The organism is Streptomyces sp. NPDC052687, from assembly GCF_040678395.1.
Lineage (GTDB): Bacteria > Actinomycetota > Actinomycetes > Streptomycetales > Streptomycetaceae > Streptomyces.
The window spans coordinates 267,243-290,897 of the sequence record NZ_JBFATR010000003.1; the positions used below are offsets into that span (position 1 = coordinate 267,243).

Genomic DNA, 23,655 nt, shown 5'->3' on the forward strand with positions numbered 1-23,655 from the left:
TCGGCAGGCGACGCGCCGGGCCGGGGGGCGGTCAGCCGGCGAGCTCGTCCAGGTCGAGGATCTCGCCGCCCGGCTTCTTCGCCGGGACCGGCTTGCCGTAGTCGCTGAAGACCAGCGAGTCCCCCGCACCGGCGCTCTTGGTGTCCAGGCGCAGCAGATACGGCTCGCCCTCGGTGGCGACGTACAGCGTGTACCGCTCCTTGCCGTCCTTCTCGTGCAGGACGATCGCCGGGGTGCCGTCGACGGTCGTGGTCCTGCCGCGCGTCGCGTCCGACTTCACGTCGTCGGCGTCGCCGAGCAGCCGGTCCAGGTCGCAGAACTCCGCCATGGCCTCGGCGTCGGAGCCCGTCGCGGCCATCTTGGTCCACTTGCCGGCCATCATGTCCACGACCGCGTCGGTCTCCGCCTCGGGCTCGCCCTCGGCCTGGGCGCGCAGGAACGCCTCGTCGTAGCGCATGTAGAGGGTGCCGCCGGTCCGGATGAGGTCGGCCTTGCCCTCGCCGGTGCCGAAGGTCCCGGCGCACTCGCCCTCGGTGTTGACGGCCACGTCGAAGCGGATCGTGCCGCCGCTCTCCTCGTCGGGCACCTCGCCCGCCATCCGCAGCGACGAGGCGCCGGTCGTGGCCTTGACGGCCCGGTCCGCGATCTCGCCGCCGGTCAGCCCGGCGAACGGTCCCTTCGGCTTGTCGTCCGCCGTGTCCTGGCCCGGCAGGCAGCCGGTGAGGCCGACCGTGGTGGCGGCGGCGAGGCAGAGGGCGGCAAGTGTCGTACGACGCATGGCAGGTCCTTGGTGATGAGGTGTGGGCGGGCTGGGCGGCCGGCGGGGGAGGCCGGCCGCCCGGTGAGCCGCCGGGTCAGGAGGTCTTCTTCCAGTCCTGGCAGCCGGAGGTCTTGAAGTAGGCGTCCGAGGCGCTGATGGTGACGACGGCCGTGCCGGACACGTTGTTGTTCGCGATGATCGAGTCGAGGGAGTGCTCGGCGTCCTTCGCGCGCTCCCAGTAGCACAGGTCGTCCGTGTTGCCGGTGGACTTGTAGGTGCCCGGGGCGATGTCGGCGCCGACCTTGAACATGCCGCCGTTGCCGGCCATCTCGGTGGCGGGGGAGCCGCCCTCGGCGTCGGGGCCGACGGCCTCCCAGTCGTTGCAGTCGCTGGTTCTGAAGATCTTGTCGCCGGCCGGGATGGTGACGTAGCTCGTGCCGCTGACGTTGTCGTTGGCCAGCAGGGAGTCCATCTCGCCCGAGGCGTCCTTGGCGCGCTCCCAGTAGCACATCTCGTCGGTGTTGCCGGTGGTGCGGTACGTGCCGGGCTTGATGTCCGGGCCGACCTGGAAGTCGCCGTCCCCCTCGAAGGCGGCCTTCTTCCCGGCGGCCGTCTCGGAACCGGAGTCCTTGTCGGCACCGCCGCCACCGCCACCGCCGGCGCCGCCGGCGCCGGTGCCGGAGTCGCGGTTCGCGGAGGCCGAAGAGCCCTTGTCGCCGCCGGACGCCTTGCCGTCGCCGCCGCCGGTCGCCGACACGGCGCCGATGACCACGAATCCCACGACGGCGCCCAGTGCGACCTTGGCCTTCATGCCCATGACAGTCCCCTCCCCCAACGGGTCGGCCGCCTCCGTCCGGCGGCCGTTCGTTCGACGGGTCAATAAGAGCATGTGCTGTGAACCGAGTCAACACGGTTCACAGGGTGGAGTGTGTACACGAGCGTGAACCCAGGGATCTTGCACACGTCGGTATGCTCGATGCACACGAGGAACAGGCGAGGGGAGCGGGCGCGGTGCAGGACAACGCGACAGAGGTGACCGCCGCCGGGATCGCCCGGCTCGCCGGCGTCGGCCGGGCCGCCGTCAGCAACTGGCGCCGCCGCCACGCCGACTTCCCGAAGCCGGTCGGCGGCACCGAGACCAGCCCCTCCTTCGCCCTCGCCGAGGTCGAGGCGTGGCTGCGCCGCCAGGGCAAACTCGCCGAGGTCCCGCTGCGCGAACGGGTCTGGCAGCAGCTCGCCGGACACCCCGAGGGGCCGGTCACCGCCCTCACCCACACGGGCTGCGCCCTGCTGCTCATCCACGACCGGCCGACCGTCTGGCTGGAGCTGAGCGCCGGCTCCGACGAACGGCTCGCGGAGCTGCTGCCCGCGGCGCTGGAACAGGTGATGGCCCCCCGCTTCGGCACCACCGCACCTCACGCGGCGCGGCCCGGCCGCGACGGCGAGGCGGCCCCCCTCCCGCCCTCCGGGCCCCTTCCGCCTTCGGTGTCCTTCCTTCCCTCCGTGCCCCTCCTGCGCGGCGCCGCCGAGCTGGCCGCCGAGCTGGGCGCCCGGCAGGCCTTCGAGTTCCTGCTCGGCCGGCACCTCGACGCCAACCCGCGCCAGTACACGCTCACCCCCGCCGAACTGGCCCGCCTCATGGCCGACCTCGCCGGTCCCGCCCGCACCGTCCTCGACCCCGCCTGCGGCACCGGCGCCCTGCTGCGCGCCGCCGCCGACCGGCCCGACCGGGAGCTGTACGCGCAGGACAGCGCCGCCGAACTCGCCGCGCTCACCGCGTTCCGGCTCGCCCTGCACACCTCGTCCACCGTCCGCGCGGCCGGCGGCGACACCCTGCGCGCCGACGCCTACCCGGAGCTGCTCGCCGACGTCGTCCTGTGCCATCCGCCGTTCAACGAGCGCAACTGGGGCCACGACGAGCTGGCGTACGACCCGCGCTGGGAGTACGGCTTCCCGGCCCGCACCGAGTCCGAGCTGGCCTGGGTGCAGCACGCGCTGGCCCGGCTGCGCGACGGCGGCACGGCCGTGCTGCTCATGCCGCCCGCCGCCGCCTCCCGCCGCTCCGGCCGCCGCATCCGCGCGGACCTGCTGCGCCGGGGCGCGCTGCGCGCCGTCGTCGCGCTGCCGGTCGGTGCCGCACCGCCGTACAACATCCCCCTGCACCTGTGGGTGCTGCGCCGGCCCGCCACGACGCCCGCGCAGCCCGAGGTGCTGCTCGCGGACGCCGGGCAGTTCGCCACCGAGGGGCGCGGCGGGCCCGACTGGCACGCCGTGCGGGACGCCGTCCTCGGCGCCTGGCGGTCCTTCGACCGCGCGGGCACCCTCCAGGAGCGGCCGGGCCTCGCCCGGTCCGTGCCGGTCATCGAACTCCTCGACGACGACGTGGACTTCTCCCCGGCCCGCCACCTCCCGCCGCCCACGGCGGCCGACGGCGCCGAACAGCTCACGGAGGTGCGCACCCGCCTCGGCGAGACCCTGCGGCTGACCACCGACCTCACCCCGCCCCCGGTCCGGCCGGCGCAGCCCGCGCGGTGGCCGCTCACCACGGTCGGCGAACTCGCCCGCGGGGGCGCCCTGGTGCTGCGTACCGGCGGACACGGCGGCCACGCGCGCGTGCCCGTCCTCACCGACCACGACGTCCTCGCCGGCACGGCACCCTCCGGGAGCCTGCCCGAGAGCGAGGAGGAGGCGGTGCTGACCCGGCCCGGCGACGTCGTCGTGCCGGTGCTCGGCGGCGGCGCGGTGGCGCGCGTGATCGACGACGCGACCGCCGGCGCCGCCCTGGGGCGCAACCTCGTGCTGCTGCGCCCCGATCCGGCCGCCCTCGACCCCTGGTTCCTCGCCGGCTTCCTGCGCGGCACCGCCAACAACCGCCAGGCCAGCAGCTACGCCTCCACCGCCACCCGGCTCGACGTGCGCCGCCTGCACCTGCCCCGGCTCCCGCTGGAGGACCAACGGCGCTACGGCGCGCGCTTCCGCGCCCTCGACGAGTTCGAGCGGATGCTGCGCCACGCGAGCCGGCTCGGGGAACAGCTCGTGCGCGGCATGTACGACGGTCTGACGGACGGCACGGTCACCCCGGACTGACGGGGCGTACGACCCGCGCGGCCCGCGCGGTCGTGTCAGCGGTGGGTGCGTGGTCGCGCGCGTGGTCGTGAGAAGTGATCAGCATGACAACGGTTCGGTACAACCCGGGACCGGTTGTCGGAGTCGGCCTATACGCTCGACGAGACAATCGCGCGACTTCAGGAGCAGTCATGCATGGCCACGGCTACGTGCAGCCGGTGAAACAGCCGCCACCGACGGCGTGGCTGGTCGTTCTGCGTGTGCTCTTCGTGGCGATCTCCATCCTCAGTCTCGGCTTCCTGACCTGGTCGATGCTGCTGCGCCTGGCGATCGTCACGCGGAAGTCGCTGGACTGGGGGCTGTTCGTGGCCGTGCTGGCCGTGGACGTCCTCGCCGTGGTGCTGCTGGGCACCGAACCCGGCGAGGAGATCCACACCGCGGGCGGCTGGACCGGCCTCGCGCTGCTGCTGGGCACGCTGGTGATCGTCATCGCGTACTACCTGGCCGCGGACATCCGCCACTTCCACCAGCTCCGCTACGGCCCGTACGCCCCGCGCCCGGCGCAGGCGTACGGCTATCCGCGCCCCGCCGCCCCGTACACCGCCGCCCCCGGCACCGCCACCACCGGCACCACCGTCCCGCAGACGCCGCCGGTGTCCCCGCTGCCCCAGCCCCAGCTCCATCCGCAGACCCCGTCCTCGCTCCCGCACACCCCGCCGCCGTCCCCGGCCCCCGTCTCCGGCGTCCCGGTGCCCCCGGCGCACACCCCGCCGCCGCAGCGCCCCGCGCCCGCCCGGATCGACCAGGTGCGCGCCGAACTCGACGAGCTGAGTGAGCTGCTGCGCCGGCAGGACGGCGAGCACGAGGGCGGACGGTGACCGTGACGGCAGGACGCGTCGTCGCCGGCCGGTACGAACTGGCCACGCTCCTCGGGCAGGGCGGCATGGGCCAGGTCTGGACGGCCTACGACCGGCGGCTGGACCGGCGCGTGGCGGTGAAGCTGCTGCGCCCGGACAAGGTGGCCGGGCAGGAGGCCGACGAGCTGCGCCGCCGCTTCGTGCGCGAGTGCCGGGTGACCGCGCAGGTCGACCACCCCGGCCTGGTGACCGTGCACGACGCGGGCAGCGAGGGCGAGGAGCTGTTCCTCGTCATGCAGTACGTCGACGGCGCCGACCTCTCCGACCACCTCGCCGAGCACGACCCGTACCCGTGGCAGTGGGCGGTGGCGGTCGCCGCGCAGCTGTGCGCCGTACTGAGCGCCGTGCACGCCGTGCCGATCGTGCACCGCGACCTCAAGCCGCGCAACGTGATGGTCAAGCAGGACGGCATGGTCACCGTCCTCGACCTCGGCGTCGCCTCCGTCATGGACAGCGACACCACCCGCCTGACGCACACCGGCTCCCCGATCGGCTCGCCCGCCTACATGGCGCCGGAGCAGGCGATGGGCGGCGCGGTCGGCCCGTACACCGACCTGTACGCGCTCGGCGTCCTGCTGCACGAACTGCTCAGCGGAGAGGTGCCGTTCGCGGGCTCGACGGCGCTCGGCGTGCTGCACCGCCACCTCTACGAGCCGCCGCTGCCCGTGCGCCGGATCCGCCCGGAGGTGCCCGAGGCCCTGGAGTCCCTGGTCCTGCGGCTGCTCGCCAAGGACCCGCAGCACCGGCCCGCGTCCGCGCAGGAGGTGTACGAGGAGCTGGCGCTGCTGCTGCCCGCGCGCGGGATGCCCACCGGTGCCCCCCTCGACCCCACGCGCCCGTTCGTGCGCCCGCACGCCCCCTGGCCGGACCGCCCGCGGACGCCCGCGCCCCAGCCCGCCCCCGTCACCCCGGCCGTCGAGAAGGCCGGGAAGCCGGACGTGGCCCGCGCGGTGGACGAGGTCAAGCGGCTGCTCGGCGAGGGCCGCATCACCCAGGCCGTCGACATCCTCGGTGCGATCCTGCCCGCCGCCGCCGAACAGCACGGCGAGCACTCCCCGGTCGTGCGCACCCTGCGCAAGCAGTACGCGGCGACCCTCATGGACGACGGGCAGTACCGGCGCGCGCTGCCCGAACTGCGCCGCCTCGCCGACGAACGCGCCGCCGAGGCCGGCCACGCCGACCCCCAGTCGCTGCGCTTCCGCCACGACGCCGCGCAGTGCCTGGAGCAGCTCGGCGAACCGGCCGCGGCGCTCGCCGAGTACCGGGCGCTGCTGCCGTACTACGAGAACCAGTACGTCTCCGGCGACCCGGAGCAGGCCCACGACGTGCGCCGCCGCATCGGCCACCTCCTGCTCGCCCTCGGCGACCGGGCCGCCGCCCACGACACCCTGGTCCGCCTGCTGCACGACGTGGAACGCCTCGGCGGGCCCGGCCACCCGCTCGCGGCGGAGGTGCGCCGCACCCTCCAGTGGCTGGGGCAGGTGCGCTAGCCGGCGAGACATCCCCCAGGGGCCGTCGGCGGCGCGGCGCGGCGGTGCCGGAAGTGGCGGTGAATCGTTGGTCGAATGGGTTGGCCAGAGCCCGTCCCCTGCCTACCATCGATCATCGCAAGACTTTGTGCACCGACGCACAATCTCCTCGGGAGGTCTCCTTGCACCGCCGCCGTCGCACCGCGCTCCTGCTGTCCGCCGCGATCGCCGCGGCACCCCTGCTCACCGCCTGCGGAAACGATGCGCGTCCGGGCGCGGCGGCCGTCGTCGGGGACCAGCGGATCACCGTCGCACAGCTGGAGAACCGGGTCGACGAGGTCCGCGCGGCCCAGCGCTCCGCGGTGGCCGACGAGGCGCAGTACGCGCAGGCCATCGCCAAGACCGGCCGCCTCACCCGCGACACCCTGCACGGCATGGTCCTGGACAAGGTGCTGCACCAGGCCGCGCGGGACGCGGGCGTCACCGTGTCCCGCAAGGAGGTCCAGGAGATGCGGTCCGGCCTGGAACAGCAGGTCGGCGGGGCGAAGGCGCTGGAGACGGCCTGGCTGCAGCAGTACAGCGTGGCGCCGGAGCGCCTGGACGAGAACCTGCGCCTCCAGCTGGAGGCCCAGAAGCTCGCCGCGAAGCTGGGCACCGACACCAGCCGGCCCGCCTTCTGGAAGGCCCTGTCCGAGACGTCGCAGAAGCTCGGCGTCGACCTCAACCCGCGGTACGGCAGCTGGGACGTGGAGAAGAGCGGCCGCGTCGACGCGAAGACGCCGTGGGTGCGGGACCTCACGGCGGCGGGGCAGCAGCAGCCGGCCTGACCGGGCGGCGGGAAGGCGCTCCGGGGCGGCGGGAGCGGTACGACCGGTCGCCGGTGTGATGATCGCACCGGGGCTGTGGACAGCCTCTGAAGTCCGTCGGCGGTGTGGGTTACGTTCGGATCGTGAACGCAACCAGCCTCGAAGGCGCCCCGGACCCCACCGCCCCCGGCCGCGTCGTCCTGCTCACCACCAGCCACCGCGTCGCCCCCGGCCTGCTCTCCTGGCCCGCGTGGCAGGCGCTGCGCGCCGCCGACCGCGTGCTGTGCGCGGACGGGGCACACCCGCAGCTGCCCTATCTCCGCGAGGCCGGCATAGCGGTCGACGAGGCCGCGCCGACGGCCGAGGAACTGGTCGACGCCTGCACCGGGGGCCGCACGGTGGTCGTCGTCGCCACCGGCGAGGGCGAGCCCGCCCTGACCGACGGCCTGGCCCGGCTCGCCGGATCCGGCAGGGTCCGCATGCCCGAGCTGGAGCTGCTGCCCGCCTCCTACGACCTGCCCGGCGCCCGCCTCCTCGACCTCGTGCAGGTCATGGACCGCCTCCGCGCGGAGTGCCCCTGGACCTCCCAGAAGACCCACAAGGGCCTGGCCAAGTACGCCATCGAGGAGGCGTACGAGCTGGTCGAGGCGATCGAGGACGGCGACCGCGACGAGCTGCGCGAGGAGCTGGGCGACGTCCTGCTCCAGGTCGTCTTCCACTCCCGGATCGCCGAGGAGGACCCGGACGCGCCGTTCTCCATCGACGACGTCGCCGGCGGCATCGTCGCCAAGCTGATCCACCGCCACCCGCACGTGTTCGGCGACGAGACCGCCACCACCCCGGAGGAGGTCAAGGAACACTGGCTGCGCACCAAGGCCGAGGAGAAGCGGCGCACGTCGGTGACCGAGGGCGTCCCCCTGCACCAGCCGGGCCTCGCCCTGGCCGCGAAGCTGGCCGGCCGGGTGCGCACGGCGGGCCTGGAGGTCCCCCTCCCGCCGGCCGAGGGCATCGGCTACGAACTCCTCGCCCTCGCGGCCCGCGCCGAATCCGAGGGCACCGACCCGGAGGCGGCCCTGCGGGCGGCTGCGCGGGCGTACCGGGACGCGATCGTCGCCTATGAGAGGGCAGCGAAGAAGGAGGGGTAGGTACCGGGGAAAGGCGTACCGAGAACGGAGCACGGCATGCCCCACTCCGCCGACAAGAGGCCCACACACCCGGGTGACCGGCTCAAGGAACTCCGCCTCACCAGGGGCCTCACCCAAGAAGGCCTCGCGGAACGCGCCCAGCTGAGCCCGGGAGTCGTGAAGAAGCTCGAACGGGGCGGCACCGCCCGCCTGGAGACGTACCACGCCCTGGCCCGCACCCTCGGTGTCCGCACCTCCGCGCTGTTCGAACCGGGCGGTCCGCACGCCACCACGCGCGGCGACGACGACAACATCGACCTGATGCCGCTCCGCCAGGCGCTCGCGCCGCCGGTCACGCTGGGCGGGCGCCTGACCGACGCGATCGCCGAGCCCGACCTCGGCCGGCTCCGGTCCACCGCCGCCGAGGTCGGCACGGCCTACCACCGCGACGACTACGGCTACGTCGCCGGCTTCCTGCCCTCCCTCGTCCACGCCGCCCACTCCGCGGCCGACCACTTCGACCACGGCCCCGAACACACCGAGGCACTGCGGATCCGCTCCGACGTGCTCCAGATGGCCGGCCGCTATCTCACCCAGGTCCGTGCGTACGACCTCGCCCACATCGCGCTGCGCGACGCCATCGAGGACGCCGCACGGATCAAGGACATGGGGGGCGTCGCCGCGGCCGTGTACCAGCAGGGCTGGCTGCTGATGCGGCAGGGCCGCCTGGACGAGGCCGAGCAGGTCAGCATCGCCACGGCGGACGCCGTCGAGCCCCGGATCTCACGGGCCACCCGTCAGGCGCTCGGCGCCTGGGGAAAGCTGCTGGTGCACGGCAGCGCGGCCGCCGCCCGCAACAACCGGCCCCGGGAAGCCCGCGACATCCTCCGGCTGGGCCGTACGGCGGGGGCCGCGCTCGGCGGCGCGCAGGCCGTCGCGGTGTCCTCGTGGGGGCGGTTCGACTGGCGGACGGTCGCGTTCCAGGGCATCGAGAACCAGCTGGTGGCGGAGAAACCCGACCGGGTGCTGCGCCTGTCGGAGCGGATGCCCCGGCCGGCCGACGCGAAGGGACGGCTGTTCATGCGCCGTCATCTGCTGGACGTGGCGCAGGCCCACGTGATGCTGCGGCAGACGGACGCGGCGACGGACATCCTGGGCTCGCTGATGGACGAGACACCGCAGTGGCTGCGGCACCAGCGGATGGCCGCGGACACGTTCCACGAAGTGCTGCGCGGGAACAAGCGGCGCAGTCCGACCTCGAAGCAGCGGGAACTCGCGGCGTTCTTCGGCACCCAGTAGCAGGGGCACGTTCCGTGTCCGTCCCCGGCGAGCCGTCGCCGTAACGGACACGCGGCGTGCCTGTCCGCTCACCACCCCTCGCCTTACCTTCGGTGACGCAACGATCACCGAGACGCGGAGGTGAGAGGCGTGCCACCCAGCGACACGACCGCCCCCTTGGACATCCCCGCCATGCGCGCCGCCGCGCGGGCCCTGCTCGCGGACGACGCCCGACTCCCCTTAGAAGAGGACGAGTTGGAGACGCTGACGCTTCAGCTGCGGGGGCACCTCATGCCGGCCCTGCCCGTGGTGGAGGCGCTGGCCGACGAGCTGCCGGAGGACGACCCGCCGCGCGCCTGCGCGAACGTCGCCGTCATGCGGGCCCGTACGCGCATGAGTCTCGCGCCGGGCCGTACGCTGCCCGCGCGGGTCGCGTACGCCCAGCGGCTGGCCCGGTCCGTCAGCGCGCTGTGCGACCACTACGAGAACCTCAGCGGCGGGCACCCGGTCGTGCTCGACCCGCAGCTGGTCTCGCTGCTGGGGCTGTGGAACCACTGTCTCGGCTGTGAGACCTGCATGGCGACGGACGAGCACGGTGTGAACGCCAACCTGTGCTGCCCGGCCGCCGACGCGCTCTACGAGGACTACCGGCGAGCGCCACGGCACGTGGACCTCACGGCCGTGGGCGGGGGCGGGCGGCCGTGACGGCACAGGAGCGGCCGATCGACCTCGGCCCGCCCCTCGGCCCGCCGGCCGCGCGGCCGGACTGCGCGGTGTGCCAGGCGCTCGCCCGGCAGCGCGCGGAGGCGGCGGCGCGGGGTGACCACTCGCGGGTCACCGACTGCAACGTGGAGATCCGCAACCACCACGCCCCGGGACGCCGCCCGGCCTCGGGATGAGGACGGCGGCCGCCTGCGGATACCGTCGACGACGTGACCGACCAGCCCCACCCCCCGCAGTCCCGCCCCCGGCAGCCCCAGTCCGCCGCCCCGGCCCTGTTCACCTGGGAGTTCGCCACCGACCCGTACCCCGCCTACGCCTGGCTGCGCGAGCACGCCCCGGTGCACCGGACGCGGCTGCCCAGCGGGGTGGAGGCCTGGCTGGTCACCCGGTACGCCGACGCCAGGCAGGCGCTGGCCGACCAGCGGCTGTCGAAGAACCCGGAGCACCACGCCGAACCGGCGCACGCCAAGGGCAAGACGGGCATTCCGGGTGAGCGCAAGGCGGAGCTGATGACGCATCTGCTCAACATCGACCCGCCGGACCACACCCGGCTGCGCCGCCTGGTGTCGAAGGCGTTCACGCCCCGGCGCGTCGCGGAGTTCGCGCCGCGCGTGCAGGAGCTGACCGACCGCCTCATCGACGGGTTCGCCCGCACCGGGTCCGCCGACCTCATCCACGAGTTCGCCTTCCCGCTGCCCATCTACGCCATCTGCGACATGCTGGGCGTACCGCGCGAGGACCAGGACGACTTCCGGGACTGGGCGGGCATGATGATCCGGCACGGCGGGGGACCGCGCGGCGGGGTGGCGCGCTCGGTGAAGAAGATGCGCGGCTATCTCGCCGACCTCATCCACCGCAAGCGCGAGGCCCTGCCCGCCGAGCCCGCGCCCGGCGAGGACCTGATCTCGGGTCTCATCCGCGCCTCCGACCACGGCGAGCACCTCACCGAGAACGAGGCGGCGGCGATGGCGTTCATCCTGCTGTTCGCCGGTTTCGAGACCACGGTCAACCTCATCGGCAACGGCACGTACGCCCTGCTGACCCACCCGGAACAGCGTGAGCGCCTCCAGCGCTCCCTGGCGGCCGGGGAGCGCGCTCTGCTGGAGACCGGAGTGGAGGAACTCCTGCGCTACGACGGTCCGGTGGAGCTGGCCACCTGGCGCTTCGCCACCCGGCCGCTCACCATCGGCGGTCAGGACATCGCCCCCGGCGACCCGGTCCTCGTCGTGCTCGCCGCCGCCGACCGCGACCCCGCCCGGTTCGCCGACCCCGACACCCTGGACCTCGCCCGCCGCGACAACCAGCACCTCGGATACGGGCACGGCATCCACTACTGCCTGGGCGCCCCGCTCGCCCGCCTGGAGGGCCAGACCGCGCTCGCCACCCTCCTCACGCGCCTGCCGGACCTGCGGCTGGCCGCGGACCCCGCGGACCTGCGCTGGCGCGGCGGACTCATCATGCGCGGACTGCGCACGCTGCCCGTGGAGTTCACACCGGAGCGGTGAGGTGCACCGGGCTCCTGCGCGCGCAGCGGCCCTGTGCCGCCGCGAAGGTGACACGCACTCACCTCTGTGATCTTCACGTGATCTGCGCGGCATGAACTTGTGACAAGTGATCGTCTGCCGATACGTTCACCCATCAGTGTGACGGCGGTGATCACAGCATCTCCGCCGCGCCGTCACCGTTGTCTCGCGAAAGGTCTCCGCATGCTCTCCGGGAACGGTCGTCACCGTCGCCCCCGCCAGGCTCCGGCCCTCATCGTCGCGGCCGGAGTGACCGGTTCCGCCATCGCCATCCCGCTCCTCGGCGCGAGCGGCGCGAGCGCCGCCAGCGGGGTCACGTGGGACAGGGTCGCGGAGTGCGAGAGCGGTGGCTCCTGGAGCGCGGACAACGGCAACGGCTACTACGGCGGCCTCCAGATCTCCCAGGAGAACTGGGTGAAGTACGGCGGCCTGGACTACGCCGAGAGCCCCGACGTGGCCAGCCGTTCGCAGCAGATCGCCGTGGCCGAGAGAATCCTGGCCGCCGAGGGTGTGGCGGCCTGGCCCACCTGCGGTGTGCTCGCCGGCCTCGACGGCGACTCCGCGTCTCCGGGGGTCGACACCGGTCTGGCGGCTGACGCCGCGTCGGGTGCGTCGGCCACGCCGGACGCGGGCTCCTCGGCGAGCCCCGAGTCCGGCTTGTCCGACTCGTCGCGATCCTCGGAAACCTCCGGTTCCTCCGGTTCCGCCGAATCGGCCGGATCCTCCGCGCGTTCCGGAATCTCCGGCGGCACCGGTTCCTCCGGAACTCCGGAAGGTGCCGAATCGTCCGGTTCTGCCACGTCTTCGCCGTCTTCGAGCGCCTCCGACCCCGCGTCCTCGGGAGGTGGCGACTCCTCCACGGCCACCACGAAGCGGGACTACTCGGACAACTCCGGCCGGAACGACCCGTCTTCGGGCACCGCCGACACCGGCTCCACCGGTACCGGGCGCCACCGCGGCGACAGCGCCGAGGAGGAGGCCGCCGACAGCCGTACGACCGAGCCCTCCGGCCGGCACGCCTCGCGCGACTCCGCCGCCGCCCGCGACGCGGCCGACGGCACCTACACGGTCCGCGCCGGCGACAGCCTGTGGGGCATCGCGGACTCCCTTGAGCTGGACGGCGGATGGTCCGCGCTGTACGCCGAGAACAAGGCGACCGTGGGCACCGACCCCGACCTCATCCTCCCCGGTCAGACGCTGGAGGTAGGGGTTGAACCGGGAGAAAAGTAGCGGGACTTCAGCACACGGTTCGCGGTGAATGTCCGTTATAAACACGGTGAGAGATAGGTCTCAGAAGCCCTGATCGTCTTTGAAAATCCGCCGATCGCCTGGCTACGGTCGAAGCCGCTCGTCACCGCGAGCCCCGGCTGCCGCAACGCCGAATCCTGCCAGCGGCCGCCCGGGAACAGTCGTCGCTTCAAGCGCCGTAGGCAGGAGCGGGGGACCCAAGGTAAGTGCCGGTCCCGGCCGTTGAGGAGACTCGACACCGGAACCGGCTCGGGGTGAAGCCGCGGCTCGCAAGAGCCGCGGCCGGGCAACTCAACCGGCCCGAACCCGACAGCTCACCTCGCAGGCGTCGGTGAGGGGATCGATCCATGCTGTTTTCCGGCAAGGGCAAGCACCGTCGTCCGTTCAAGGCCACCCGCGCCATCGCGCTCGCCGGTGTCACCGGCGCCGCCGTCGCCGCTCCGCTGATGGCGGCCGGCAACGCCTCCGCCGCCACCGCCGCCGAGTGGGACGCCGTCGCCCAGTGCGAGTCCGGTGGCAACTGGTCCATCAACACCGGCAACGGCTACTACGGCGGTCTGCAGTTCTCCGCCTCCACCTGGGCCGCGTACGGTGGCACGCAGTACGCCGCCACCGCCGACCAGGCCACCAAGGAGCAGCAGATCGCCATCGCCGAGAAGGTCCTCGCGGGCCAGGGCAAGGGCGCGTGGCCGCACTGCGGTGTCAACCTCTCCAGCGCTCCGTACAACGGCGGCTCCGCCGAGAGCACCGGCTCCGCCCCCGCCCGTGAGACCGAGGAGCAGCCGGCCTCCCGCTCCGCCGAGCGCCCGGCCGCCGAGCCGGCCCCGAAGGCCGAGAAGACCGTCACCACCCCGACCGGCAAGAAGGTCGAGAAGGGTGACGGCGAGTACAAGGTGGTCAAGGGCGACACCCTCAGCACCATCGCCGCGGAGCACGACGTCAAGGGCGGCTGGCAGAAGCTGTTCGAGCTGAACAAGGACATCGTCGACGACGCCGACTTCATCTACCCGGGCCAGCAGCTGCACCTCAAGTAAGAAGACAAGAGGCAAGCGGCAGCCCCGCAGTCTCCCCGCCCCGGTGCGTCTCCCCCGTACGCACCGGGGCGGGGGCATGTCCGGGCACGGACCCACCCGGCCGCGTGCCGCGACCGTGGCCGCGTGCCGACACCGCATGCCGCGACCGTGACCGAGGCCGTGGCCGCGAATTTTCCGGAACGGGCTTTGTTCCGTTCGGAAACAATTTACTCTCGGTTCCGTCCACGGGGTGGGCGGTCGGCTGGCCGATCCCCCGGAGCCGGTTAGGCTCGTCTCGCAGAGCCACACCCGCGGTTCTGCCCACCGCGTCACATCCACGAAGGAGATGCTCGTGCCGTCCATCGACGTCGTCGTAGCCCGGGAAATCCTGGACTCCCGAGGCAACCCCACGGTCGAGGTCGAGGTCGGCCTCGACGACGGCAGCACCGGTCGTGCCGCCGTCCCGTCCGGCGCCTCCACGGGCGCCTTCGAGGCCATCGAGCTGCGCGACGGCGACTCGAACCGCTACCTCGGCAAGGGTGTCGAGAAGGCCGTTCTCGCCGTGATCGAGCAGATCGGCCCGGAGCTGGTCGGTTACGACGCCACCGAGCAGCGCCTGATCGACCAGGCCATGTTCGACCTGGACGCCACCGACAACAAGGGCTCGCTCGGCGCCAACGCCATCCTCGGCGTCTCGCTCGCCGTCGCGCACGCCGCCTCCGAGGCCAGCGACCTGCCGCTCTTCCGCTACCTGGGCGGCCCCAACGCGCACCTGCTCCCGGTGCCGATGATGAACATCCTGAACGGCGGCTCGCACGCCGACTCCAACGTGGACATCCAGGAGTTCATGATCGCCCCCATCGGCGCGGAGTCCTTCTCCGAGGCCCTGCGCTGGGGCGCCGAGGTCTACCACACCCTCAAGAAGGTGCTGAAGAACCGCGGCCTGTCCACCGGCCTCGGCGACGAGGGCGGCTTCGCCCCGAACCTCGGCTCCAACCGCGAGGCCCTCGACCTCATCCTCGAGGCGATCAAGGAGGCCGGCTACACCCCCGGCGAGCAGATCGCCCTCGCCCTCGACGTGGCCGCGTCCGAGTTCTACAAGGACGGCGTGTACGTCTTCGAGGGCAAGAACCGCTCCGCCGCCGAGATGACCGAGTACTACGCCGAACTGGTCGAGGCGTACCCGCTGGTCTCCATCGAGGACCCGCTGTTCGAGGACGACTGGGAGGGCTGGAAGACCATCACCGCCCAGCTCGGTGACAAGGTCCAGCTCGTCGGCGACGACCTGTTCGTCACCAACCCCGAGCGCCTGGCCAAGGGCATCGAGGAGGGCGCCGCGAACGCCCTGCTGGTGAAGGTGAACCAGATCGGCTCGCTCACCGAGACCCTGGACGCCGTCGAGCTGGCCCAGCGCAACGGCTACAAGTGCATGATGTCCCACCGCTCCGGCGAGACCGAGGACGTCACCATCGCCGACCTCGCCGTCGCCACCAACTGCGGCCAGATCAAGACCGGCGCCCCGGCCCGCTCCGAGCGCGTCGCCAAGTACAACCAGCTGCTGCGCATCGAGGAGATCCTCGACGACGCCGCGGTGTACGCCGGCCGCAGCGCGTTCCCGCGCTTCAAGGGCTGAGCACCGCGGCCGTGCAGGGCTGACGCCCGCGTAGGAAGCGTCGTACGTACGTCCCCGTACTCGGTCCCGTACCGTGTGCGGGGACGTACGCGCGTGAACGGGAGGCGGGACGATGGCCGTGAGGGACCGGGACCGGTTCTCCACCGCGACCAGGATCAGACTGCTCGGCGAGCAGACCGCCGCCCGTGTCTACCGCTCGCAGACCAAGCGGCAGGCCCGCCGCTCCCGGCTGACCGGCCGGGCCGCGCTGCTGGCGCTGGTGGTCTGCTCGCTGGTCGTGGCGCTCGCCTACCCGATAAGGCAGTACGTCGCCCAGCGCGCCGAGATCGCCGATCTGGAGCGGGAGCAGCGGCAGGCGCGCGAGCGCGTCGAACGGCTGCGCGACCAGAAGGCGCGGTGGCAGGACGACGCGTACGCCGAGCAGCAGATCCGCAAGCGGCTGCACTATGTGATGCCCGGCGAGACCGGGTACGTGGTGATCGACCCGGACGCGGCCGAGCAGTCCCGCACCGACACGGGCGGGGCCGACCGCCCCTGGTACTCGAACGTCTGGGACGGCGTCGACCAGGCCGACGCCGCCGATGTCCCGGACCGTTGAACGGACACAGAAAGACAGGCATGGACACGCCCCCGCCGCCCACCCCGCGCACCGAGCCCACCGACGCGGACGTCGAGGCCTTCCAGCAGCAGCTCGGCCGACCGCCGCGCGGGCTGCGCGCGATCGCCCACCGCTGCCCGTGCGGGCAGCCGGACGTCGTGGAGACGGCCCCGCGGCTGCCCGACGGCACGCCCTTCCCGACGCTGTACTACCTGACGTGCCCGAAGGCCAACTCGGCCATCGGCACGCTGGAGGCGAACGGCGTGATGAAGGAGATGACGGCCCGGCTGGAGAGCGACCCGGAGCTGGCCGCCGCGTACCGCGCCGCGCACGAGGACTACATCCGGCGCCGCGACGAGATCGAGGAGCTGAAGGGCTTCCCGAGCGCCGGCGGCATGCCGGACCGGGTCAAGTGCCTGCACGTGCTGGTCGCCCACTCGCTGGCCGCCGGCCCCGGCGTGAACCCGCTGGGCGACGAGGCCCTGGCCATGCTGCCGGAGTGGTGGCGCAAGGGCTCCTGCGTGACCCTCGCCGGTGAGGAGGGCGGACAGTGACCCGGGTCGCCGCCGTCGACTGCGGTACGAACTCCATCCGCCTCCTGGTCGCCGACTGCGACCCGGCCACGGGTGAACTGGCGGAACTGGACCGCCGGATGACGATCGTGCGGCTCGGCCAGGGCGTCGACCGCACCGGGCGGCTGGCCCCCGAGGCGCTGGAGCGCACCTTCGCGGCCTGCCGCGAGTACGCCGCCGTCATCGAGGAGTACGGCGCCGAGCGGCTGCGCTTCGTGGCCACCTCCGCCTCGCGGGACGCCGAGAACCGCGACGAGTTCGTGCGCGGCGTCGTGGACATCCTCGGCGTCGAGCCCGAGGTCATCAGCGGCGACCAGGAGGCCGAGTTCTCCTTCACCGGCGCCACCAAGGAGCTGGCCGGCCACGACCACCTGGAGCGGCCCTTCCTGGTGGTGGACATCGGCGGCGGCTCCACGGAGTTCGTCGTCGGCGAGGAGCACGTGCGCGCCGCCCGCTCGGTGGACGTCGGCTGTGTCCGGATGACCGAGCGGCACCTGGTGGTGGACGGCGCGGTCACCGACCCGCCCACCGAGGAGCAGATCGCGGCCATGCGCGCCGACATCGAGGCCGCGCTCGACCTGGCCGAGCGGAGCGTGCCGCTGCGCGAGGCGCGCACGCTGGTGGGCCTGGCCGGCTCGGTGACGACGGTCTCCGCCATCGCCCAGGAGCTGCCGGAGTACGACTCGGCCGCCATCCACCACTCCCGGATCTCCCGTGACCGGGTCCGCGAGATCACCGATTGGCTGCTGCGCTCCACCCACGCCGAGCGCGCCGCCGTGCCGTCCATGCACCCCGGCCGGGTCGACGTCATCGCCGCGGGCGCCCTCGTCCTGCTGGCGATCATGGAGCGCATCGGCGCGGAGGAGGTCGTGGTGAGCGAGCACGACATCCTGGACGGCATCGCGTGGTCGGTGGCGTAGCTCTCTTTTGTTACCCGCCGGTAGTCAGCGGTTGAGCAGCCTGGATACCGTATGAGCGACACGCGGGGGGCCCTTCCGGGGCCCCTCGTTGACATGCCGTCGGGAAAGTTCGTGAAGTTCTTCACAAGGAAATCGGCCCTACCGGGGCACGGATAGGGGCCGGTTGGCCCTTCCGGGGGTTACCGGGGTCGTTGAACATGTTCAGAAGAGGACTCCGCCGACCCTGCGGATCTCGCGTCGAAGAACGTGTTCCGACGGCCTCACGCACCCGTCCGTAGCCCAGAGAGGCAGCTCACGCGGCATTGACAACGGAGTTGGGGCGCTCACGGTTCCCGCACTTAGACATGATCTAAGTCACGCGAGCCGGGGAGTGTAGCACAGGCCCTGTGAAAGCTTGTGAAGGGGCGCACGAACCACCCCCTCCAACCGGGTGGATACTCGATGGCATGAGCACCACGGAGCGTCCCAGGATCCTCGTAGTAGGCGGTGGGTACGTAGGCCTGTACGCAGCTCGGCGCATCCTCAAGAAGATGCGCTACGGCGAGGCGACCGTCACGGTCGTCGACCCCCGGTCGTACATGACCTACCAGCCCTTCCTCCCCGAAACCGCCGCCGGCAGCATCTCCCCGCGGCACGTCGTCGTCCCGCTGCGACGCGTGCTGCCCAAGGCGGAGGTCCTCACCGGCCGGGTCACCACCATCGACCAGGACCGCAAGGTCGCCACGATCGCCCCGCTGACCGGCGAGGCGTACGAGCTGCCCTTCGACTACCTGGTGATCGCGCTCGGCGCCGTCTCCCGCACCTTCCCGATCCCCGGCCTCGCCGAGCAGGGCATCGGCATGAAGGGCATCGAGGAGGCCATCGGCCTGCGCAACCACGTGCTGGAGCAGCTGGACAAGGCCGACTCCACCACCGACGAGGAGATCCGCCGCAAGGCACTCACCTTCGTCTTCATCGGCGGTGGCTTCGCCGGCGCCGAGACCATCGGCGAGGTCGAGGACATGGCCCGCGACGCGGCCAAGTACTACAAGAACGTGTCCCGCGAGGACATGCGCTTCATCCTCGTCGACGCCGCCGACAAGATCCTCCCCGAGGTCGGCCCCAAGCTCGGCCAGTACGGCAAGGAGCACCTGGAGAGCCGCGGCGTCGAGGTCTACCTCTCCACGTCGATGGACTCCTGCGTCGACGGCCACGTGGTGCTGAAGAACGGCCTGGAGGTCGACGCCAACACCATCGTGTGGACCGCCGGCGTCAAGCCGAACCCGGCGCTGGCCCGCTTCGGCCTGCCGCTCGGCCCCCGCGGCCACGTCGACTGCGAGCCCACCCTCCAGGTCAAGGGCACCGACTACATCTGGGCCGCGGGCGACAACGCCCAGGTCCCGGACCTCGTCGGCCGCAAGGCGGGCAACGAGAACGCCTGGTGCCCGCCGAACGCCCAGCACGCGCTGCGCCAGGCCAAGGTCCTCGGCGACAACGTGGTCTCCGGTATGCGGGGCTTCCCGCAGAAGGAGTACAGCCACGCCAACAAGGGCGCGGTCGCGGGCCTCGGCCTGCACAAGGGCGTCGCGATGATCGTCATGGGCAAGATGAAGATCAAGCTCAAGGGACGTCTCGCCTGGTACATGCACCGCGGCTACCACGGTCTGGCCATGCCGACCTGGAACCGCAAGATCCGCGTCTTCGCGGACTGGACCCTCGGCATGTTCCTCAAGCGCGAGGTCGTCTCCCTCGGCGCCCTGGAGTCCCCGCGCGAGGAGTTCTACGAGGCCGCCAAGCCGGCCCCGGCTCCCGCCGCCACCGCCGCGCCGAAGACCGAGGAGCGGGCCAAGGCCTCCTGACCCCCGGTCACCTCAGCGACACCCCGAAGGGGCCGCCTGCCATCCGTGGTGCGGGCGGCCCCTTCGGCGTTCCCCGGCCACCCGACCCGCCACCCGACCCGCCCCGCAGGGGTTTTGCCCAGCCGTAACGCGCGTGGGGGACTGCGCTGCGCGGCCGCAGGTGTTTACGTGGTGTCGGACTTTCCGGGATCGCTGTCACGGAGGTGTGCACCATGGCGGACGCCGCGCCGCGGCTGAGGGAGCTGTTCGAGCAGGTGCTGGGAGTGCCGCTCCCGGTCGGGATCCGGGCCTGGGACGGCTCGCAGGCCGGGCCACCGGGCGCTCCGGTGCTGGTCGTGCGCCACCGGCGGGCGCTGCGCAGGCTGCTGTGGAAGCCGGGCGAGCTGGGGCTGGCGCGGGCCTGGGTCGCGGGCGATCTCGACGTCGAGGGCGATCTGTACGCGGCGCTCGACCTGATGGCCGGGCTCCTCTGGGAGCGGGACGAGGACGCCCGCACCCTCGCGGAGGCGTTGCGGGATCCCGGGGTCCGGGCCGCCGTACGGGGCCTGGTGCGGATGGCGGGGCCCGCGCTGCCGCCCGCCCCGCCGAAGGAGGAGGTCCGCCGGCGGCGCCATCTGCACACCCGGCGCACCGACAGACGGGCCATCAGCCACCACTACGACGTGGGCAACGACTTCTACGAGCTGGTGCTCGGCCCGTCCATGGTCTACTCGTGCGCCTACTGGGAGGCCCCCGAGGACCAGGGCGGCACCCTGGAGGACGCCCAGCGCGACAAGCTCGAACTCGTCTGCCGCAAGCTCGCCCTGCGCCCCGGCCGGCGACTGCTCGACGTGGGCTGCGGCTGGGGCTCGATGGCCATCCACGCCGCCCGCGAGCACGGCGTGAGCGTCGTCGGCATCACGCTCTCGCAGGAGCAGGCGGCCTACGCCCGCAAGCGGGTCGCCGACGAGGGACTGACCGACCGGGTCGAGATCCGCGTCCAGGACTACCGCGACGTCACCGACGGCCCGTACGACGCCATCTCCTCCATCGGCATGGCCGAACACGTCGGGTCCGAGAGGTACCTGGAGTACGCCCGGACTCTGCACCGCCTGCTGACGCCGGGCGGACGGCTGCTCAACCACCAGATCGCGCGCCGCCCGCAGCGCGACGAATCCGCGTACGACGTCGACGCGTTCATCGACGCCTACGTCTTCCCCGACGGCGAGCTGGCCCCCATCGGCACCACCGTCTCCCAGCTGGAGCGCGCCGGGTTCGAGGTGCGCGACGTGGAGTCGATCCGCGAGCACTACGCGCTCACCCTGCGCCGCTGGGTCGCCAACCTGGAGGCCGGCTGGGAGCGGGCCGTGGGGCTGGCCGGCTTCGGCCGGGCCCGGGTCTGGCGGCTGTACATGGCCGCCTCCGCGCTGTCCTTCGAGCACAACCGCATCGGGGTCAACCAGGTCCTCGCCGTGCGCACGCCCGAGTCGGGGCGGTCCGGGATGCCGCTGCGGTCCCGCACCTGGAACGTCTGAGAACGTCTGAGAACGTCTGAGAACGTCTCAGAACGTCTGAGCACCCGAGGGCCCCGCTCCCGATCGCGGGAGCGGGGCCCTCGTGGCTCGTGCGGTATCGCCGCCGCTACTCCGACTTGATCGCCGTCAGCATGTTCAGCCGGGCCGCGCGGCGCGCCGGCCACAGCGCCGCCAGGACGCCGACCGTGGCCGCCAGCAGCAGGAACACGCCCATCCGGGCCCACGGCAGGACCAGTTCGTACGTCGCCAGGCTGTCCGCCATCAGCTCCCCGGCCGCCCAGCCGAAGAACACGCCGAGGCCGATGCCGAGGACACCGCCGAACAGCGAGATGACGAGGGACTCCAGACGGACCATCCGCTTGATGCCGGTGCGGTCCAGGCCGATCGCGCGGAGCATGCCGATCTCCTGGGAGCGCTCGAAGACCGACATCGCCAGCGTGTTGATGACACCGAGGACGGCCACGATCACCGCCATGGCCAGCAGGCCGTAGAGCATGTTCAGCATCATCGTGAACATCTGCGCGATCTCGTCGGAGATGTCCTGCTTGTCCTGGACCCTGATGGCCGGGTTGGAGCCGAGCGTCTTCTCCAGCCGGTCCTTGGTCGCGGCCGAGGCGCCGTCGGCGGTCCTCACCATGACCTGCATGTCCGCCGGGTCGCTCTGGTGCGGGGCGAGAACGGGCAGGTCGAGCATGATGCCGCGCATCATCTCGTTCGGCTGGTAGACGCCCGCGACGGTCAGCCGCTCCTTCGCGCCGTCCTCGAAGGACGCGGTGAACACCGACCCGGCCTTCCACCCGTGCGACTTCGCGGTGTCCTCGTCCACGACCACCCGGTCGCCGCCGACCTCGAACCTGCCGTCCTCGACCGGCAGCGCGGTCAGCTCGCCGATCGTGTCACCGGTGACACCGGTCAGGAACTCGGTGTCCCCGTCGACGCGCGCCGGCGCGTTGCGCATCGGGCTGGTCGCGGTGACGCCCTCGGTCCCGCGCAGCTTCTCCTCGACGTCCGGGGAGAGCGGGGTGCCGTTCGCCATGGAGACGACGTAGTCCGCGCGGATCGAGTCCGAGGCCATCTTGTCGATCGCGTTCTGCAGGCTGCCCGCCATCACCGTCATCCCGGTGATCAGGGTCAGGCCGATCATCAGCGCGGAGGCGGTGGCGGCCGTACGGCGCGGGTTGCGCACCGAGTTCTGCCGGGCCAGCTTGCCCGCCACCCCGAAGATCCGCAGCACCGGCGACGCGGCCGCGATCAGCGGCCGGGACAGCAGCGGCGTCAGCACGAACACCCCGATGATCAGCAGGCAGGCGCCCAGGCCCATCGGCGCCTGGCCGTCCGAGCCGCCCATGGAGGTCGCCGCGACGACGACCGCGACACCGGCCCCGGCGAACAGCGCGCCGATCGTGTTCCGCAGCACCAGCGACTTCACCGTCGCCTGGGCGTGCACACTGCTCATCGCGGCCACCGGCGGGATCTTCGCCGCGCGGCGCCCCGGCAGCCAGGCGGCCAGCATGGTGACGAGGACACCGACCGCGAGCGCGGCGGCGACCGTGCCGGGCGTGACCACCAGCGGGCCGTCCGGCACCGTCTCGCCGAGCGAGCCCAGCAGCGAGCGCAGGCCCGCGCCGACCCCGATGCCCGCGGCAAGTCCGGTCACCGCGGCGACCACGCCCACCACGAACGCCTCGATCAGCACCGAGCGGGTGACCTGGCGGCGGGAGGCGCCGACCGCGCGCAGCAGCGCCAGCTCCTTGGTGCGCTGGGCGACCAGCATGGTGAAGGTGTTGGCGATGATGAAGGTGCCGACGAACAGCGCGATCCCGGCGAACACCAGCAGGCCCTGCTTCAGGCCGCTCATCGATGAGGCGATCGCCTCCGCCTGTTCGTCGGCGAGCCGCTGCCCCGTGGTGGTCTCCACGAGACCCGCGGGCAGCGCCTTGTCCAGCTGGGCCTTCAGCGCGTCCTGGCTGACGCCCGGCTTGGCCTTGACGGCGATCTGGTCGTACGTGCCCGTCTTGCCGAACAGCCGCTGCGCGGTCGCCGTGTCGAACAGGGCGAGGCTGCCGCCGGCGGCGACGTTGCCGTCGTCGGTGGTGAAGACGCCGGCGATCCTCGGCGTCAGGACCGGGCCGTCCACCGACAGGCGCAGGGTGTCGCCGACCCGGTAGCCGGTGCGCTCGGCGGTCTTCGCGTCGATGACGACCTCGCCGCGGCCCTTGGGGGCGTGGCCCTCGACGAGCGGGTAGCGCGGGTCGTCGGCGCCCCAGTAGTTGCCGCCCTGAGACTGGAAGCCGGTGCCGACCAGCTTGCCGTCCTTGTCGGCGAGGGCGGTGAAGCCGGTGACGACGCCGATGGCCGACTCGGCGCCCGGCACCCGCGCGCTCTTGTCGAGCATGGCCCCGGTCAGCTCGGGGGTCTTGCCGAGGGTGTCGCCGCGGTCCTCCTGGTATTCGGGGTCCACGGCCACGTCGACCTGGTCGAACCCCTTGGCGGAGCTCTTCTGGTAGGCGTCGGAGATGGTGTTGGTGAAGACCAGGGTCCCCGACACGAAGGCCACGCCGAGCATCACGGCGAGCACGGTCATCAGGAGCCGGGCCTTGTGCGCGAGCACATTGCGCAAGGCGGTTCGGAACATCGCTTCTTCTCAGTCCAG

The 23,655-nt window shown here is 72.5% G+C and carries 20 protein-coding genes and 1 riboswitch; of the genes, 17 read left to right on the plus strand and 3 right to left on the minus strand.

All coding sequences use genetic code 11. The annotated features are described in order from the left end of the window. Window positions 1-31: 31 nt before the first annotated feature. Both AB0K92_RS06000 and AB0K92_RS06005 read right to left on the minus strand, forming a co-directional pair. Window positions 32-778, minus strand: a complete 747-nt coding sequence (locus AB0K92_RS06000) for a hypothetical protein (RefSeq protein WP_365919816.1) — start codon at window positions 776-778, stop codon at window positions 32-34. A 76-nt stretch (window positions 779-854) separates the two neighbouring features. Beyond that, window positions 855-1,577 (minus strand): hypothetical protein, encoded by a 723-nt coding sequence (locus AB0K92_RS06005; RefSeq protein WP_365919818.1) that lies wholly within the window; start codon window positions 1,575-1,577, stop codon window positions 855-857. Between the two features lie 152 nt (window positions 1,578-1,729). On the opposite strand from AB0K92_RS06005, the gene AB0K92_RS06010 reads away from it, so the two are divergent. The 17 genes from AB0K92_RS06010 (at window position 1,730) to AB0K92_RS06090 (ending at window position 21,002) form a co-directional block, all read left to right on the plus strand. Beyond that, the gene (locus AB0K92_RS06010) at window positions 1,730-3,847 is read left to right on the plus strand and encodes an N-6 DNA methylase (RefSeq protein ID WP_365919820.1); all 2,118 of its coding nucleotides are present in this window, start codon (window positions 1,730-1,732) and stop codon (window positions 3,845-3,847) included. Window positions 3,848-4,017: 170 nt separating this feature from the next. Further along, window positions 4,018-4,704: a hypothetical protein gene (locus AB0K92_RS06015; protein WP_365919822.1), complete on the plus strand. Its 687-nt coding sequence runs from the start codon at window positions 4,018-4,020 to the stop codon at window positions 4,702-4,704. A 38-nt stretch (window positions 4,705-4,742) separates the two neighbouring features. Next, on the plus strand, window positions 4,743-6,233 hold the full coding sequence (locus tag AB0K92_RS06020) for a serine/threonine-protein kinase (RefSeq protein WP_365919914.1): 1,491 nt from the start codon (window positions 4,743-4,745) through the stop codon (window positions 6,231-6,233). A 161-nt stretch (window positions 6,234-6,394) separates the two neighbouring features. Next, window positions 6,395-7,039, plus strand: a complete 645-nt coding sequence (locus AB0K92_RS06025; protein ID WP_365919824.1) for a SurA N-terminal domain-containing protein — start codon at window positions 6,395-6,397, stop codon at window positions 7,037-7,039. Window positions 7,040-7,161: 122 nt separating this feature from the next. Next, window positions 7,162-8,163 carry a nucleoside triphosphate pyrophosphohydrolase gene (locus AB0K92_RS06030; RefSeq protein WP_365919826.1) on the plus strand — a complete coding sequence of 334 codons (1,002 nt, stop codon included), beginning with the start codon at window positions 7,162-7,164 and terminating at the stop codon, window positions 8,161-8,163. Between the two features lie 36 nt (window positions 8,164-8,199). Beyond that, window positions 8,200-9,441, plus strand: coding sequence for a helix-turn-helix transcriptional regulator (locus AB0K92_RS06035; protein ID WP_365919828.1), 1,242 nt, complete (start codon window positions 8,200-8,202; stop codon window positions 9,439-9,441). 129 nt (window positions 9,442-9,570) lie between these two features. Continuing rightward, complete coding sequence (locus AB0K92_RS06040) at window positions 9,571-10,125, plus strand: DUF6415 family natural product biosynthesis protein (protein ID WP_365919830.1); 555 nt, start codon at window positions 9,571-9,573, stop codon at window positions 10,123-10,125. After that, window positions 10,122-10,319 carry a hypothetical protein gene (locus AB0K92_RS06045; protein ID WP_365919919.1) on the plus strand — a complete coding sequence of 66 codons (198 nt, stop codon included), beginning with the start codon at window positions 10,122-10,124 and terminating at the stop codon, window positions 10,317-10,319. Before AB0K92_RS06040 ends, AB0K92_RS06045 begins: the two co-directional genes overlap by 4 nt. Window positions 10,320-10,352: 33 nt before the next feature. Continuing rightward, window positions 10,353-11,648, plus strand: a complete 1,296-nt coding sequence (locus tag AB0K92_RS06050) for a cytochrome P450 (RefSeq protein WP_365919831.1) — start codon at window positions 10,353-10,355, stop codon at window positions 11,646-11,648. Between the two features lie 201 nt (window positions 11,649-11,849). Beyond that, entirely contained in the window at window positions 11,850-12,896 is a 1,047-nt protein-coding gene (locus tag AB0K92_RS06055; RefSeq protein WP_365919833.1) for a transglycosylase family protein, read from the plus strand. A 182-nt stretch (window positions 12,897-13,078) separates the two neighbouring features. After that, window positions 13,079-13,257, plus strand: a riboswitch (cyclic di-AMP (ydaO/yuaA leader). Window positions 13,258-13,261: 4 nt separating this feature from the next. Continuing rightward, complete coding sequence (locus tag AB0K92_RS06060) at window positions 13,262-13,948, plus strand: transglycosylase family protein (RefSeq protein WP_365919835.1); 687 nt, start codon at window positions 13,262-13,264, stop codon at window positions 13,946-13,948. 331 nt (window positions 13,949-14,279) lie between these two features. Beyond that, window positions 14,280-15,560, plus strand: a complete 1,281-nt coding sequence (gene eno / locus AB0K92_RS06065) for a phosphopyruvate hydratase (protein ID WP_165999498.1) — start codon at window positions 14,280-14,282, stop codon at window positions 15,558-15,560. A 112-nt stretch (window positions 15,561-15,672) separates the two neighbouring features. Next, the gene (locus AB0K92_RS06070; protein ID WP_365919838.1) at window positions 15,673-16,158 is read left to right on the plus strand and encodes a septum formation initiator family protein; all 486 of its coding nucleotides are present in this window, start codon (window positions 15,673-15,675) and stop codon (window positions 16,156-16,158) included. A gap of 20 nt (window positions 16,159-16,178) precedes the next feature. After that, entirely contained in the window at window positions 16,179-16,712 is a 534-nt protein-coding gene (locus AB0K92_RS06075; RefSeq protein ID WP_165999494.1) for a DUF501 domain-containing protein, read from the plus strand. Continuing rightward, window positions 16,709-17,650, plus strand: coding sequence for a Ppx/GppA phosphatase family protein (locus AB0K92_RS06080; RefSeq protein WP_365919840.1), 942 nt, complete (start codon window positions 16,709-16,711; stop codon window positions 17,648-17,650). The genes AB0K92_RS06075 and AB0K92_RS06080 overlap by 4 nt, the downstream gene beginning before the upstream one ends. A gap of 446 nt (window positions 17,651-18,096) precedes the next feature. After that, the gene (locus AB0K92_RS06085; protein WP_165999490.1) at window positions 18,097-19,488 is read left to right on the plus strand and encodes an NAD(P)/FAD-dependent oxidoreductase; all 1,392 of its coding nucleotides are present in this window, start codon (window positions 18,097-18,099) and stop codon (window positions 19,486-19,488) included. Between the two features lie 212 nt (window positions 19,489-19,700). Continuing rightward, on the plus strand, window positions 19,701-21,002 hold the full coding sequence (locus AB0K92_RS06090) for a cyclopropane-fatty-acyl-phospholipid synthase family protein (protein WP_365919843.1): 1,302 nt from the start codon (window positions 19,701-19,703) through the stop codon (window positions 21,000-21,002). Window positions 21,003-21,108: 106 nt separating this feature from the next. On the opposite strand, the gene AB0K92_RS06095 is transcribed toward AB0K92_RS06090, so the two are convergent. Continuing rightward, window positions 21,109-23,637 (minus strand): ABC transporter permease, encoded by a 2,529-nt coding sequence (locus AB0K92_RS06095; protein WP_365919845.1) that lies wholly within the window; start codon window positions 23,635-23,637, stop codon window positions 21,109-21,111. Window positions 23,638-23,655 lie beyond the last annotated feature (18 nt).